Source organism: Lysinibacillus parviboronicapiens, from assembly GCF_003049605.2.
Classification (GTDB): domain Bacteria; phylum Bacillota; class Bacilli; order Bacillales_A; family Planococcaceae; genus Lysinibacillus; species Lysinibacillus parviboronicapiens.
The window spans coordinates 3,493,713-3,507,372 of the sequence record NZ_CP073713.1 but is presented as its reverse complement, the minus strand read 5'-3'; the positions used below and the strand labels follow the sequence as shown (position 1 = coordinate 3,507,372).

At 34.5% G+C, this 13,660-nt stretch carries 24 protein-coding genes and 2 pseudogenes; 16 read left to right on the top strand and 10 right to left on the bottom strand.

The annotated features are described in order from the left end of the window. Positions 1 to 95: 95 nt before the first annotated feature. Complete coding sequence (locus C9J31_RS16995; protein ID WP_244854823.1) at positions 96 to 407, bottom strand: tyrosine-type recombinase/integrase; 312 nt, start codon at positions 405 to 407, stop codon at positions 96 to 98. A gap of 32 nt (positions 408 to 439) precedes the next feature. After that, positions 440 to 781 carry a site-specific integrase gene (locus C9J31_RS16990; protein WP_107956246.1) on the bottom strand — a complete coding sequence of 114 codons (342 nt, stop codon included), beginning with the start codon at positions 779 to 781 and terminating at the stop codon, positions 440 to 442. A gap of 47 nt (positions 782 to 828) precedes the next feature. Here C9J31_RS16990 and C9J31_RS24040 point away from each other — a divergent pair, with 47 nt between their 5' ends. Continuing rightward, entirely contained in the window at positions 829 to 1,017 is a 189-nt protein-coding gene (locus C9J31_RS24040) for a RusA family crossover junction endodeoxyribonuclease (RefSeq protein WP_107949961.1), read from the top strand. Then, positions 962 to 1,135: a RusA family crossover junction endodeoxyribonuclease gene (locus tag C9J31_RS23795; protein ID WP_107949963.1), complete on the top strand. Its 174-nt coding sequence runs from the start codon at positions 962 to 964 to the stop codon at positions 1,133 to 1,135. Before C9J31_RS24040 ends, C9J31_RS23795 begins: the two co-directional genes overlap by 56 nt. A 308-nt stretch (positions 1,136 to 1,443) precedes the next feature. On the opposite strand, the gene C9J31_RS16980 is transcribed toward C9J31_RS23795, so the two are convergent. Next, positions 1,444 to 1,908, bottom strand: coding sequence for an aminoacyl-tRNA deacylase (locus C9J31_RS16980; RefSeq protein ID WP_107949965.1), 465 nt, complete (start codon positions 1,906 to 1,908; stop codon positions 1,444 to 1,446). A gap of 143 nt (positions 1,909 to 2,051) precedes the next feature. After that, positions 2,052 to 2,174, bottom strand: coding sequence for a hypothetical protein (locus tag C9J31_RS24035; RefSeq protein WP_274520178.1), 123 nt, complete (start codon positions 2,172 to 2,174; stop codon positions 2,052 to 2,054). Between the two features lie 328 nt (positions 2,175 to 2,502). On the opposite strand from C9J31_RS24035, the gene C9J31_RS16975 reads away from it, so the two are divergent. The 5 genes and pseudogenes from C9J31_RS16975 (at position 2,503) to C9J31_RS16955 (ending at position 5,558) form a co-directional block, all read left to right on the top strand. Further along, a protein-coding gene (locus C9J31_RS16975) for an IS3 family transposase (RefSeq protein ID WP_107949992.1) occupies positions 2,503 to 3,860 on the top strand; the annotation gives its coding sequence in 2 pieces (ribosomal slippage) (positions 2,503 to 2,956 and positions 2,956 to 3,860; 1,359 coding nt in all). 39 nt (positions 3,861 to 3,899) lie between these two features. Beyond that, a pseudogene (locus C9J31_RS16970) lies at positions 3,900 to 4,436 on the top strand (ERCC4 domain-containing protein). Between the two features lie 162 nt (positions 4,437 to 4,598). Beyond that, positions 4,599 to 5,003 carry a DNA methyltransferase gene (locus tag C9J31_RS16965; RefSeq protein ID WP_107949967.1) on the top strand — a complete coding sequence of 135 codons (405 nt, stop codon included), beginning with the start codon at positions 4,599 to 4,601 and terminating at the stop codon, positions 5,001 to 5,003. A 36-nt stretch (positions 5,004 to 5,039) separates the two neighbouring features. After that, entirely contained in the window at positions 5,040 to 5,237 is a 198-nt protein-coding gene (locus C9J31_RS16960; protein WP_107949969.1) for a hypothetical protein, read from the top strand. Positions 5,238 to 5,273: 36 nt separating this feature from the next. Continuing rightward, on the top strand, positions 5,274 to 5,558 hold the full coding sequence (locus C9J31_RS16955) for a hypothetical protein (protein ID WP_107949970.1): 285 nt from the start codon (positions 5,274 to 5,276) through the stop codon (positions 5,556 to 5,558). 206 nt (positions 5,559 to 5,764) lie between these two features. Here C9J31_RS16955 and C9J31_RS16950 read toward each other — a convergent pair whose 3' ends face one another. The 3 genes and pseudogenes from C9J31_RS16950 to C9J31_RS24355 all read right to left on the bottom strand — a co-directional run. After that, a complete protein-coding gene (locus tag C9J31_RS16950) occupies positions 5,765 to 6,154 on the bottom strand; it encodes a spore coat protein (protein WP_107949972.1) in 390 nt (129 codons plus the stop codon). 522 nt (positions 6,155 to 6,676) lie between these two features. Beyond that, positions 6,677 to 6,796 (bottom strand): YjcZ family sporulation protein, encoded by a 120-nt coding sequence (locus tag C9J31_RS16945; RefSeq protein WP_107949974.1) that lies wholly within the window; start codon positions 6,794 to 6,796, stop codon positions 6,677 to 6,679. Between the two features lie 232 nt (positions 6,797 to 7,028). Continuing rightward, positions 7,029 to 7,100, bottom strand: a pseudogene (locus tag C9J31_RS24355) (YjcZ family sporulation protein); the annotation flags it as partial. A 540-nt stretch (positions 7,101 to 7,640) separates the two neighbouring features. On the opposite strand from C9J31_RS24355, the gene C9J31_RS16935 reads away from it, so the two are divergent. From C9J31_RS16935 to C9J31_RS16905, 7 genes are all read left to right on the top strand, one after another. Then, complete coding sequence (locus C9J31_RS16935; RefSeq protein WP_107949976.1) at positions 7,641 to 8,012, top strand: DUF722 domain-containing protein; 372 nt, start codon at positions 7,641 to 7,643, stop codon at positions 8,010 to 8,012. 279 nt (positions 8,013 to 8,291) lie between these two features. Further along, positions 8,292 to 8,477, top strand: coding sequence for a sporulation protein Cse60 (locus tag C9J31_RS16930; RefSeq protein WP_193767081.1), 186 nt, complete (start codon positions 8,292 to 8,294; stop codon positions 8,475 to 8,477). A gap of 100 nt (positions 8,478 to 8,577) precedes the next feature. Next, entirely contained in the window at positions 8,578 to 9,165 is a 588-nt protein-coding gene (locus C9J31_RS16925) for a hypothetical protein (RefSeq protein ID WP_107949979.1), read from the top strand. Positions 9,166 to 9,248: 83 nt separating this feature from the next. Next, positions 9,249 to 9,452, top strand: coding sequence for a hypothetical protein (locus C9J31_RS16920; RefSeq protein ID WP_107949981.1), 204 nt, complete (start codon positions 9,249 to 9,251; stop codon positions 9,450 to 9,452). A gap of 84 nt (positions 9,453 to 9,536) precedes the next feature. Continuing rightward, positions 9,537 to 9,704, top strand: a complete 168-nt coding sequence (locus C9J31_RS16915; protein WP_193767082.1) for a hypothetical protein — start codon at positions 9,537 to 9,539, stop codon at positions 9,702 to 9,704. A gap of 5 nt (positions 9,705 to 9,709) precedes the next feature. Beyond that, entirely contained in the window at positions 9,710 to 10,009 is a 300-nt protein-coding gene (locus C9J31_RS16910) for an HNH endonuclease (protein ID WP_107949982.1), read from the top strand. Between the two features lie 130 nt (positions 10,010 to 10,139). Beyond that, positions 10,140 to 10,715: a M15 family metallopeptidase domain-containing protein gene (locus C9J31_RS16905; RefSeq protein ID WP_193767083.1), complete on the top strand. Its 576-nt coding sequence runs from the start codon at positions 10,140 to 10,142 to the stop codon at positions 10,713 to 10,715. A 73-nt stretch (positions 10,716 to 10,788) separates the two neighbouring features. Here the strand turns inward: C9J31_RS16905 and C9J31_RS16900 are convergent, their stop codons facing one another. Beyond that, positions 10,789 to 11,169 carry a hypothetical protein gene (locus tag C9J31_RS16900; protein ID WP_107949984.1) on the bottom strand — a complete coding sequence of 127 codons (381 nt, stop codon included), beginning with the start codon at positions 11,167 to 11,169 and terminating at the stop codon, positions 10,789 to 10,791. A 177-nt stretch (positions 11,170 to 11,346) separates the two neighbouring features. Between C9J31_RS16900 and C9J31_RS16895 the strand changes: the two genes are divergently transcribed. After that, the gene (locus C9J31_RS16895; protein ID WP_107949986.1) at positions 11,347 to 11,568 is read left to right on the top strand and encodes a transcriptional regulator; all 222 of its coding nucleotides are present in this window, start codon (positions 11,347 to 11,349) and stop codon (positions 11,566 to 11,568) included. Then, the gene (locus C9J31_RS16890; RefSeq protein WP_193767084.1) at positions 11,565 to 11,861 is read left to right on the top strand and encodes a YhjD family protein; all 297 of its coding nucleotides are present in this window, start codon (positions 11,565 to 11,567) and stop codon (positions 11,859 to 11,861) included. The genes C9J31_RS16895 and C9J31_RS16890 overlap by 4 nt, the downstream gene beginning before the upstream one ends. A gap of 86 nt (positions 11,862 to 11,947) precedes the next feature. Here the strand turns inward: C9J31_RS16890 and C9J31_RS16885 are convergent, their stop codons facing one another. Both C9J31_RS16885 and C9J31_RS24030 read right to left on the bottom strand, forming a co-directional pair. Next, the gene (locus C9J31_RS16885) at positions 11,948 to 13,000 is read right to left on the bottom strand and encodes an Ig-like domain-containing protein (protein WP_107949987.1); all 1,053 of its coding nucleotides are present in this window, start codon (positions 12,998 to 13,000) and stop codon (positions 11,948 to 11,950) included. 143 nt (positions 13,001 to 13,143) lie between these two features. Beyond that, on the bottom strand, positions 13,144 to 13,569 hold the full coding sequence (locus C9J31_RS24030; RefSeq protein WP_342345594.1) for a DUF5067 domain-containing protein: 426 nt from the start codon (positions 13,567 to 13,569) through the stop codon (positions 13,144 to 13,146). Positions 13,570 to 13,660 lie beyond the last annotated feature (91 nt).

Sequence of the window (13,660 nt, the reverse complement as noted above, 5' to 3'; positions counted from 1 at the left end):
TGCATGGATGTGAATAGCTTTAAAATTTGCCCATAATTTGTCCAAATCAATCCTTTTTATTAAAAAGCTTATCAAAGTGAGAACTTGCCCTTTGATCAGTTTCTTCTAAATAAATGACCATAGGTATTCATTGTTGTGCTAATACTTGAATGTCCCAAACGAGCTTGAATAACTTTCGGGTGTTCACCTTCATGAATTAATAAAGTGGCCGAAGTATGGCGAAGGTCGTGAAACCGAATAGTCTCCAAATCCGTATTTCTTTTCATGAAACGTTCCCACCATTGGCTTATTGAATCAGGTCTATATGGTTTGCCGAATTCATTAGAGAAGAGGAAGTTGCTTTCTTTCCACTCTCGCTCATCTCCAGCTTCTTCAAGTTGATATCTCTTAACTGCAGCAAGGGTCACAAGGTTACTCATAATGTTTGGGGGGATAGAAATTATTCTTTTTCTTTTTCTTTTTTCTCTTTAAGTACAATACCGTCACCCTTAACATTAACAAGAGCTTGTTCTATTAATATCGTATTATTTGAAGGATTTAGGTGCTTTTCTTCTAAAGCAACTAACTCACCTTGCCGCGCTGCACTTACAATTGCTAATTCAACTAGTAATCGTCTTTCGGGAGAGGCTTTCTTTCGTAAACGATCAAATAAAGTTACAATTTGATTTTGACTATATGCTTTCCCTTCTTTGTATTTTAGTTTAGGTAAGGGTATGTCTTTACAAGGATTGTTTTCGATAATTTCCCAATCCAAAGCAACAGACATTATAACGTGTAACACGAAACGGCACATTCGACCCGAAAGAATCAAAAGACTATAAATCATTCGTGAGATTAGTAGCTTCACAGGTGGCACCGGATGCACTCATTACAGAGGAAATAAGACTGAGCATTGATGTGTATCGTAAGATGCCAAAAGCTATTAGCAACAGTAAGAAAAAGCTTCAGCAGGCGCTAAGCGGTGAGTTACGACCTACAACTAAGCCCAGACATCGACAATCTAGCAAAAGGCATTAAAGACGGTCTGAGCAAGGTTATATGGCATGACGATAGCCAAGTAACAGAGTTGGTTGCTCGTAAGTGGTATTCGGATAATCCAAGAGCTGAGGTGATGATTGAATGGTCCGAAAAGTAACAGGCAGATACATCTTATTCTCACAAAATGAACACGAAATGGTGCAACTGGATTTCACACATACGCAAATGCAGCTCTTATCGCTATGGATTTGGAGTTGTTAGGTGTAATAAAGGCGAGGAAGCACGGGTTGATTGGTAAGAGGTTAGACGGTGATTATGATGATTGGTTTGAAGGGTTTAAAAAGAATAAAGAATCAGGGTTGTTAGGGAAAGAGAAAATGGTTAGTTGATAAAAAATGTTCAGTAGGGGTTATTGTGTTTTTCTTCCAAAGTAAAAACAACCGTTTATACGGTTGTTAAGGGTTGCTATTTACTTACTTTAATAATAGTACCTTGATTAATCTTTAATAAGTCTTGAACATTTATTTTAACTAATGAGTTTTCGGAACCACCACCAGTGTATATGTAATCCATATGTGTCACTTTAGGATCAACTAAAAAGTTTGCTTGATAACCAAAAGAAGGAACTCCTCCTGGTGGGAAGCCTGTACGTTCAATAATTTCATTTTCATTAGCAAGTCTTGGCTTTTCTATATTTAACGATTTTGCAACACGAGTTGTACTAGCTCTATTACTTCCTTTTACAATAGCTACTATTAATTCATTATTTGAGTCAATCATGCAAATATTTTTTACAAAATCGTCTTCCGAGCCATTAACTGCTTCAGCGGCTTCTTTTACTGAGTGGCAAGATTGATTAAATACTAAGTGTTCAGCTTTTACATTTTTAGAGCTTAAAAATTCCTTTACTTTAGTTTCATGCGAATTCATAAAGGTTACCTCCTAATATTTTTACTTATGTAAATATTAGCACAATAAAGTAAATCTTAAAAACACTACTGAATAATATGAGGATTAAAAGAAAAAAGAGCGATTAAAACATCGCTCTATAAATCTATTATGTATTAAAGAAATTACTTGTTTCTTTCAAGTTCTTCGATACGTTTTTCTAGCTTTTTAATCTTACCATCAGCTGATGATGCAAATGCAAACGCAGCTGCCGCAAGTGTAAAAGCTACTAAAGCAAAAGTATTCATTGGAAACCTCCTGATATTGATAAAGGAAAACTGTTCAAATTTATTTACGGATGAAAATGGAAAAAGTTTCGAACAGATTTATGTAGTCCAATGATTTTTGATAAAGAAAAAGCCGCAACGTCTCCACACGCTACAGCCCAGAATTGGTTCATGCCCTTTGATGGTGCTATTCAAAATCATTATACCATAGGGGGGCAAAACTATGAGTAAACAAGGACAAGTATTAACATTTACACAAGACAAGCTAGATGCAATGATTACGGACTACCACTGGATGATCTGCCCCGTAAAAGCTAGACACCAATCTAACTTTTACGGGGGTTTTTTTATGGCAAAGGTAAGTGTGGAACAACGTATTCAAGCAGTTCAACGATACTTAAATGGAGATGAATCCATGAGTGGAATTGCGAAAGATATCGGAGTGACAGATCGAGTTGTCAGTGATTGGATTCGCCGTTATCAAAAAAATGGTGTAGAGGCTTTCTTAAAATCCTATACAAAATATTCAGCTGACTATAAAATGAATGTACTTAATTATATGAACGAGACAGGTACATCTTCGATTGACACAGCTGCACTATTTAATATTTCATCTCCTGGCATGATTCGGAATTGGCAGTTGAAGTTTGAAGTTGGTGGTTATGATGCCCTCGTTTCTAAGAAAAAGGGGCGTCCATCTATGAAAAAAGAAACAAAAAGAACAACGAAATCAACACCAGCTGAAGGATCTGTTGAGGCGTTAGAAGCACGTATTAGACAATTAGAAATGGAGAATGCGTACTTAAAAAAGTTGAATACTTTAGTTCAAATGCAAGAAAAATTACCAATCAAATCAAAGCGCAAGTGATTTATGAACTAAAGGGAATCTATGAAGTGGTGGAATTAATCAAAGTCGCTGATATTCCACGTAGTACGTATTATTATTGGGAAAAGCGTTTGAATCGTACTGATAAATACACGGATGTGAAAGCCGCAATTCAGTCCATTTATCATGAACACAAAGGACGTTATGGTTATCGTCGGATTACCAAAGAACTAAAAAAATACGGCATTCATCATGATCCTAAAACGATTAATAGTTTGATGAATGCCATTGGCATAAAATGTGAAGTCCGTATGAAGAAGTATCGTTCGTATAAAGGAAAAGTCGGAAAAATTGCCCCAAACATATTACAACGTGATTTTACAGCAAAAAATATGAACGAGAAATGGGTAACAGACGTGACAGAGTTCCATCTATTTGGTGAGAAACGCTATTTATCACCTGTCCTTGATTTATGTAATGGCGAAATTATTGCATACACAGTAATGAATCGCCCAGTGTATAATCTCGTCCATGATATGCTAGAACAAGCATTGGGGCGCCTTCAATCAGGTGATCAAGTCGTTCTTCATTCGGATCAAGGTTGGCACTATCAAATGAAAAAGTTTCAAGAAACATTAAAGCAATATAGGATTACACAGAGTATGTCCCGTAAGGACAATTGTTTGGACAACGCAGTCATCGAAAATTTCTTTGGCTTATTAAAATCTGAGCTCCTGTATCTACAAGAATTTGAATCCATGGCACATTTTGAACAGGAACTACAAGACTATATTCACTATTACAATCACAAACGAATGAAGGCAAAATTAAAAGACCTAAGCCCGGTGGAGTACCGAACTCAGGTTTTAGAAGTTGCTTAACTAAATATGTCTAACTTTTTTAGGTCAGATCAATTCAAGATGATCCGTTATCAATACACAGAAACCGAATTAAATAACATCCTAAAAACAATGAAAATTGTTGTAGATAGTCGTGAACAAGTTAACGGTCATATCCTTGAATATTTCGCAGCAAGGATGTGCCAATCAAATTACAAAAAGTAGATACTGGCGATTACACAGCAATGATTCCACGTAATGAGGAATTAGGAATACTACGAGATATTTATCTAAATAGTTGTATTGAACGTAAAGCATCAATCGATGAATTCGTTGGCAACTTAGGTAAGGATGAACGAACACGATTCGAAAATGAATTAATTCGTGCAAGCCAACATCCATTTACTTTGATTGTGGAGGACCCAGATGGATATAAAAAAATACTAAATGGTCAATATCGCTCAAAGTATAATCCACTTGCTTTACTCGGCGTTGAATACTTTCAAGGCCCGCTACGGCTTCGAAATTGTCTACTTAGATAATAAGTTTAGTGGGAATTTTATTTACTACCATTTTTATTACCAGATGAAGAACTACCTAAAGAGAGGGGCGTTCTAACCATCGTGAACATGCGCAATGGGATTCCTATTGTTCAGTCGGTGAAGAAATCGAAACAACTTCAGGGTAGATTGTGGAAGGCCATACCCAATCCATATACACGTTTTATAGAAATGGTAATAATCGTTGATGGATGCGAAGTAAGTATAATCATGCCTTACGATTTCGAATGGACTTAGGGGATCTCGAGGTACATTAGGAGAACCGCAAAAGGCAAGGCGTACTGATAAGCCTAGAGGTTCCTTTGATGGAAAGTATGGTAACGAAGCTTTTAGAGCAATTCGAGATAAACGCAATAAACGATCAGTATGGACAGTTTCAACTAAACCGTTAAAGGAAGCTCACTTTGCAGTTTATCCGGAGGATTTAATAGAGCCATGTGTATTAGCAGGGTGTCCGTTGGATGGTGTTGTACTAGACCCGTTTTTCGGTTCAGGAACTACAGGGTTAGTTTCTCTAAAACATGACCGTAATTTCATTGGAATAGAGCTTAACTCTGAATATATAAAAATAGCTGAAAAGCGATTAAGTAAAGTACAGCTGGAACTAATTCATGAATTAGGATAAACACTAGATAAATATTGTACAGAGGGGTTGTAATTTATGTGTAAAAAAGTTTGCTGGACTTGCGGACATTATGCTTTTGGTTGCTTTGTAACAGGTGAATACAAAAATACAGTTAAAGTAGATGACACATGCGATAAATGGTGTCCAGAAGGCACAAAAGGAACTGTGACAGACTTTGGTTACGATGATGGAAAAAATGAAGAGTGGTTAAAAGATGATATGTCTAATCTTTAATTGAAAAATTTTATTCAGGAAGGATGGTGACAGAAAATGAAGAACGCTACAGTCACAATTAACTACGAAAGTTTCCAATCTATCAAGAAGAATGCGGATAAATACGATGAGTTGATCCGAACAAAAGAAGACGTTTTAAACAAGAATCACGAATTCATCGAAACTTTATGCACTTGTCTTGAAAAAGCAAACGAACAAAAGGTTTCTGCGAATAAACAATATTTCATTGCTAAAGGTATTCAAGCAATTTGTAAACACTTTAATATGACGGTGGAAGCTGAATATGGTGAGTTGGATGAAGGAAAAGCACCAAAGAAATAAGGACTGTATTGTATTTCGAATGAGCGCGTTAGAAAGAAATTGTTCAGCAAGGGAGGATGAATATTAGTCGTTTAATTTTGAAGTGTTAACATGCGTAAGTACCTTCAAAATAAAAACAAGCAACCGATAAACTTGATCGCTTGTTTTTTGTATAGCTGTTTGTTAAATCTAAAACCATTGTTGAGGGGATATTTAACAATACCTATCTAATTAATGAAATCTTGAGGAACACATTCACGAACACCAGAATTTCTCAATGAGTTAAATAAAGCTGCACTGATTCTTAAAAGAACAAAGTTATCAGTGCCATTTTCTAATTCATAGATTACAAAGTATGAATTATCGACTGTAAAAATACATTTTCGTTCTAATTCAAATCCAGGTGGTACAGGAGGAAGATTAAAACGTGGTACAACTACAGGTGTATCTCCTTCATCTCTGATAAAATTGAAAGTTTGTTGGTCAATCTCATAGATATTAACTGGATCAATCTCCACACCTTTTTCTGGAATTGTAATTTCATCTTCAACTAATAGGAAAAAGCGTTCGTTTCTAAAATTGAAAAGACCTCTCGCCCCAATTTCAAATGATGCCATTTTATATTCACCTCCTCTCCTATACAATATTTTATTCATATCGAATACAGTTGTTTGGACAAAAAGGAAGGGGGAGTGAAAAATAGTTTCTGGACCAAAGTCATTAAAAGCTAATAGTAATGATGAGATTGGAATACGAATATCAGATATGCATGGTGATTAACTGAACAATATGAGGAAATTGTAAGTAAAAAAAGATCACTTCCAATTCAGAAAGTGACCAATTATTTATGGGGAGCGTGTTTCTATTTGGAAGTGAACAAAAGAATTGAATTTGTAGATTACTCATGACACTACCATATTACGTTTGCTAAACAGGTACACTTAGACATTTGACATTTATGAATAAAAAAGAGTCACCAGGCTGGGGGTGACCCTTTGGTCATAACAGGAGTGAATAAAGCTGATAGATTGCATTATACTACTATTATGATAATTCGCAGAAGGGAGATTATTGATAGTTGCCAATAATGAAGGTGCTAGCCTTCTATATTAACTCTTTACACCTGAAAAATTAAAATGTTAATAAGATTTATGCATGAAACTAGCGCCGACAATAATTAAAAGAATGAATAGAACCACAATTAGGGCGAATTTTGAACCAGAATTAGAGCCATAACCACTACTATAATCTTGAGACATAATAACTTCCCTCCTTTCTATTTTCTATAATATGTATAGTTGTCAAATGGAGTTGCGATATTTATCTATTCAATAAAATAAATTTTAAAAATAATAAGTTATATCAAGAGATTTAATGAAAAAAGGTCACCTTTGTAAAAGTGACCCTGAAATAAGGGGGCGTAAGGCTAAATTAGCCATATCATAATATATATTTCAATGCGGTGTTAACAAGCAACGAGGATTATAAAGATTAATACAAGAAACTAGCGCCGACAATAATTAAAAGGATGAATAGAACAACAATTAGGACGAAAGAGGAACCGCCACCATAGCCACCGCTATTATAGCCTCCGTAATAACAATTGTTGTTGTAGTTACCTACATTTCCGGAATATCCCATAAAAAACCCTCCTTTCTACAATCTATAATATGTTAGTTGTAAAAAGGAATGGAGGTGTTTATCTAATCAATATTTTCTTTTGATGAATAAATAATCGTGTTACGTATTTTGAGTACACAAAAAACAGTTAGAAGCTGCTTGGATAGGTCAAAGCAATGGCAGAGCTTAATCCATACCACTTAAATTTTTCCAAGATCATTGCGTCTGGATTAAATCAGGAGTGGGCTTGGGAACAATTATATGGTCGTTTCGAATTTATAGATTAATGAATAATATGAGGAAAATGTAACATAAAAAAGCCACAGCGAAGGGAGTGACTGTGGCTTTAAAACAATAGAGAAAAATTTATAACAATATATATTTTGTACACATTTTGTTTATTTATGCATTAAAAAAGCCACAGCGTATGACGACGCTACAACTCAAATTTAAGTAAATTAACAAATAAGGTAGGTGCTGCACATGCCTACGTTATCGCGTAATGATATACAGACAATCGAAAAATATTGGATTGAACTTGAGCAATATAGGAAGAAATTAAAATATCGAGAATGGAAATTGTTGCATCCACATAATGAACAAGGTGAGTTGGTTGGTGGTCGCAGTAATACAATTTCCGATACTACAGCCAAGAAAGCTATGGTGCTTGCTAGCGATGCTTATTATCAAAATTTAAAACGCATTATTTCAACTGTGGAAGACCTATACAGAGACTTAGACGAGGATATGCGAACAATCGTAGACATGCGTTACTGGGACAAGGATGGATGTTACGAATGGGAGGATATTGCAGACCGATTGTATATTTCACGCCACAAATTTGAGGAAACGTAACATCTTAATCGATAAAACAGCGGAAAGAATTGGATGGGTATAAAAGTGAACTTCTTAACACCAGGGAAGTTCGCACAAAAACAGTGTAAATTGATATTATCAAGTTTTATCAAAAGCGTACGGAAATACGCCAAATAAACTTCTTACAGTAATAAGCACGTTCGCTAGTAAGTGTGTTTCGCAAACAAGCATGAGAGGCTACTAAATTGGTAGTCTCTTTTTATAATGACAATACATTCCATTTATCCTATTATTATAGGTAGATGGGAGGGGATTAAAGTGGCACAATTAAGAACCAAAATGCTTGAAGCGAAGGATAATGGAGTTCTTGAAAACATGATTAATAAATATTTGTATGATTTACCTGAAGGAGATTTTATTGATATTAAGTTTTCTACGACTACTGTTACTTACATGACTGATCATTTTGTTTATACAGCTCTTATTATTTATAAGACTAATTAATGTATTAAGTCACATCTAACAAGGTGTGGCTTTTTATTATGTAGAAATACATTAGTTACAATTATTTCCATCAACTTTATGATTATTGTGGAGGGATTGATTGAAAATGAAGATGAATTGGAACTGGAAAGATTTTTTTATCGTAATTACATTAGGTGCAATCAGTATATTAGCTTTCTTTACTATAATTGATTGGACGATTGAAAAAGATAGTATTATCGGTGTTGATATTGCAGTAGCGTTCGTAGGAACAATTTTCGGAGGAATTATTTCGGGTGGATTGACATTAATAGGTGTTAAATTGACAATCAAAGATCAACGTAGAGTTATGTCGCAAGAAAAAGTAGATAAGGCAAAATACATTTATAAAAAGATTTTACCTACTATGGTTACTTTAGATTTTAGAATTAATGATGAGACTTATTTAGATAGTTCGTTAATCACAAGAGATGCTAAAACGTTTAATGAAATTATCAATGAACATTCAGCTATGTTGAAAGAAACTGAATTTGATTTTATTAACAATATTGAATCGATACACTACTGGGTTGGAGATATTGAGAATTATTTTGAGAGAAATGTCGGGAAAGTCGATTCTGAAATGAGAACAGATTTAAAGTTAATAATAATATTCAAACGATATTCAAAACTTTCGATGAGTATTTTAAGAAGTATGATTAGGTTGTAAAGTAAAATATTTTAGGGGTATTAAGAGTGTCACGATCGTTTAGGTCGTGGCTTTTTATTATGTATTGAGAGGTGGTGAATGATATGAGTAGACCAAGATATAAACTTAATAAGTTTCAAATAGTAGGCAACAAAGAAGGAAAAGCAGTTGCTAATTGCGAGATTATATACGACGGAAAAACAATTCCATTTGAAAAGCCTCTTAGAAAAGAAAATATACATGATGTGGATTTACTTCTAGCAATAGATAAATTTATTTGTAAAGAGAACTTTATTCAAGAGGTTTGAACTGTGGAGGGATGAACAATGATTAAACATGATTTGTTCTCGCGATAATTTGGTGGACATACATCAACGAAAAGAGGGATAACAATGGCAAAAGCAAAAGGAATTACAGTATCACTTGATATGGACACAGACAAGATGCAATTAAAGTTACGAACAATCGCAAAGCACGGAGGTGCATTTGCTGATGAGTTGGATGCTATTGATTCAATGAATGATGAGGAAGTACCAACACATTTAGAAGGCAGCGACTGACAACCATGCAGCAATATAAAACAAAGCAAGAGAAAAGTACATTCTACAAATCTTCATCATGGCAAAAGTTACGACTTAAAGCACTTGAACGCGATAATCACGAATGTGTATGGTGCGCGCAAGAAGGCAGAGTAACAACACAACATGATGCTGTTCTTGAAGTCGACCACATAAAAGAAATTAAATATCATCCAGAGTTGGCACTTGAAATAGAAAACCTACGAACACTGTGTAAAGCCTGTCATAACAAACGACATAATCGTTTCGATGGTAAAGAAAAGAAATGGGATGACGAAATGTGGTAGAGAAATGTTAAAACCACATACCCCCGGTCAAAAAGGTTTTTCAATATATAAAGGACCCCAGACCGACGGGTCCCCCAACTGTCTAAAAATTAATGTTAAAAACGCTCATAGGAGGGAGGAGGGAGGAACAGTGGAAAAAGGAATAAAAAAAATCGAAAAAGATTTATTATTACGTCACGCCGACGATCCAATTAAGTTAGCAAAAGTCCATCGCTACATACGGTTTTTAAAAATCGATTTAAAGTGCGATGCTGATATTGATAAAGATGGAACAACAATTAGAATCGAAAATGGTTCACAGAACTTTTTGAAGCAGCATCCAGCCCGAGTAGGGGCTATTGCACGTAAGCTAGGCATTACTTGGGGCGGTGATTGGATAGGCAGTATTGACCGACCGCTCTTTGAAGTGAAAGTGAATTGGTCAATGCCAAAGGGCTACAAATTAGAGGGACAAGTAATAGTGCCAAGTAACAGCAAAATGAAAGTTCAATTAATTGTGGAAGACAAAAAGGAGGAAGTTAAAGTGACAAATTGGAATCCAGGTTCGCCAACAATGATTACAGAGGCAGAAGCATTTTTAACACAGGCTGTTAAAGACGGTGTGATTCAGAAAGTTCATTTAAATGATTTGAAAAATCGTACAATGACAACTGATCGTTTGGTTGGTTTGTATTTTACGATTCAGCAGAGACGTAACAATAAATAAAAAGATGACCAGCAAAGCTAATTTAGCCGAGCTGGTCATTATTTGTTTAACTTCAAATATTAATTATTTTTTATCAGGCATGTTTAGTGTTATTTGCACAGAACCGTTTTAAAGAATCAAGTGAAATTTCAACATCATTTTTTGTATAATACCCCGATGTGCCACCATCTTTATATTTTTCACTGTCCTCTTCTTTCCACCCTTTTAACTTTATAAAAAGTCTATAGTCAAACGGGAGCCCTTTATTAGCTTTTGACCATTCCAAAAATAACGTGTTACTAACTGTATTTGATTCACTAAGTACTTCTTCATCTTTCAGAACTATTTCAGCATCTTTAGGTACTAAAAACTCATTTAATATTTCTTCTTTTTCATATCTTGAATCAATAATAAAGTAAGATATTCCTACAATCGCTACTAATACAATTGCAACTATTGCTACTATTTTTTTCACTTCAATATCTCCTACAAACTAAATTATTTTTCACTATTTACCATTCTAAGTTTATAGATGGAAAAAGTACATAAATAAATTAATACTATATGCCTGTTTAATGAAATAATTTTATTAGTTAAAAATTACCGCTTGTCAGAATACAAACAAATGTTCTGTATTGAGGAGTGTGGAATGATGAAAGAACAACTGATTAAAGCAATGCAGCGTAACAAATTTATAAATATGATGTACATGGCTAAAGACGGCACAGTGTCAAAAAGGCGTATCAAGATTATAAAAATTGTTGGTAATTCGTTTCAGGCGTATTGTTTTACAAGGCAAGCAAAGCGTACATTTATGGTAGATAGCGTGTTAGCAGTTGTTCCAATCATCCACAAGGGGCGCTCAGTTGTATGATAAGTTTTGAACAAAGGCGACTACTTCATAAATTTGTGGTTTATGATATGGCCGTTCAATCATTACAGCGTGACCACAAGGTGATTGAAAACCTTAAAATGAGCAAAGTATATTTGCCTATACTTGATAAGCTTTTAGACGACATATCACAAGAATGTTACAACGCAAAGAGATTGTTGGCCAAAGATAAAATTAGAGTCGTGAAGTGGGAAAAGAAAGATGAATATTTTAGCGATCTCGTTGTTGCCACAGCTGTCGAGGATTTAGTGTTAACGTATGCTAATATGGCATAGAAAACGCAGGTGGAAAAATTATTAATCAGTCACCAAAATAAATAACCAGGCGCTCAATTGAAAGTGAGTACCTGGTCTTTTTGTGATTAGTATTCTCTTACTTCAAATGAAGCTATCTTATCATGTACGATATATTCCGCTACTTTTTTATAAGGGGAGATAGTTTTTGAAAATTTGAATGTTGAAGTACCTTGTGCACTATCAAACCAATTCAAGTAATTGTTTAATACAGCATTAGTCACGTCATATTCTTTTGTTACTCCATTCACTAGAGTGATACTTAGAATAGCACTTGAGAAGTCATTGTTTGGTTTCTTAACAATTACTGTGCTAGTGGCTGTAATATCAGTGCCTTCAATTTTGGCTGTAATAATTGCTTCACCTTCATGAAGAGCCGTTACATTACCTTTCTGATCTACAGTGGCAATTGATTCATCACTAGATGACCAAATTACTTTTGCTGTATCAGGAGTAACCGTTGCTATTAACTTATCTTGACTACCTTCTAGAAGTTCGAGCGCGTTTTTGTCTAAAGTAATTGAATTATTACTAGCTGTCTCGTCTACAAGGCTGCCATCTGAATCGATATCGATTGCATCTAAAATATAAAATTTTCCTAAATCATTTTCTATTTCGATAGTATGTTCAATATTATCTAACCCTATCTTTTCAAAAAGTAACTTAGCACCATTCGGATCTCCTACTTTGTTAGAAAAATAATAAGGAATACCATCTATGGTTATTTTTGTTTTTTCCGAAATGGCTGGATCTGTTTTACTTCCCCAACCAATGAACCTAATCTTAGTTGTTTTTGCTTTAAAAGTTACTTTATCTATAGTATCCCTAGAAGTAAGATGTCCATTTTCACCACTTTGTTTATATCCGTTTGGTTGGGACCATAATTCCCAATTTCCGATATATTTAAAATGAGGATCTGTATTTTCGTATCTTTTCCATCCTTTTTCAGGTTTAAGTAACTGATCTCCGATTATCGCACTATTTTCAGGTGTGTTATTTAAATTAGTTACCCCTTCTTCATAATCAACTACTTCTGCTGCTGATGCACTTTCAACATTAAAACTAATTAGAACGAACAGCATTAATGCCAGATAAATAAAACCCCTTTTAAATAAATTCATTTATGTATCCTCCTTAAAAATTATCAAAGTTATTTACTTAAAATAACCTCCGATAACAACTTTAACCATTTTGATACTTATTTACCATGATAATAATCGGCTATTTTTGAAAAAAGCCACTCAGCGAGTGACTCAATTTTCCTTTATTGTTTAATTTGATATTCTTGCTTGCCTAATTCTTTGCCACCAATACCTTGGTTCGCTACTAATGTAACAGGTGTTTCTAAATCGTCCAATTCATATGCGATGGCATGTTCCACAGTGCCGTCTTTTTTAATCTTTTCTAATTGTGTTTCTAAAAATCTCTCGTCGGGTAATGCTCCAACTTCTAATTCGTTGATAGCATTTGGATTGTTATCTTGAATTACTGTAAAGACTACAAACCATGCATCTGATGGAGTAATGCCATCATCAATTAAATTTGTTGCCTCAAACCAGATGGCGAATACAGGTTTTTCTCCATGTTCGTTTCCTTTTTCTCCTGGTTTAATTACTTTTGTTTCATTGATTTTTATTTTTAAACTCTCTAATTTTGCCTCGTTATCTTTAAAATAAACCTCTTTGTCTATTTTGTCCGAAGATACAGGTGCCTTTGTTTCCTCTTTAGGCTTTTCTTCCTTCGCTGTATCTGAACCACAACCAGCTAATCCTAAACTTAAT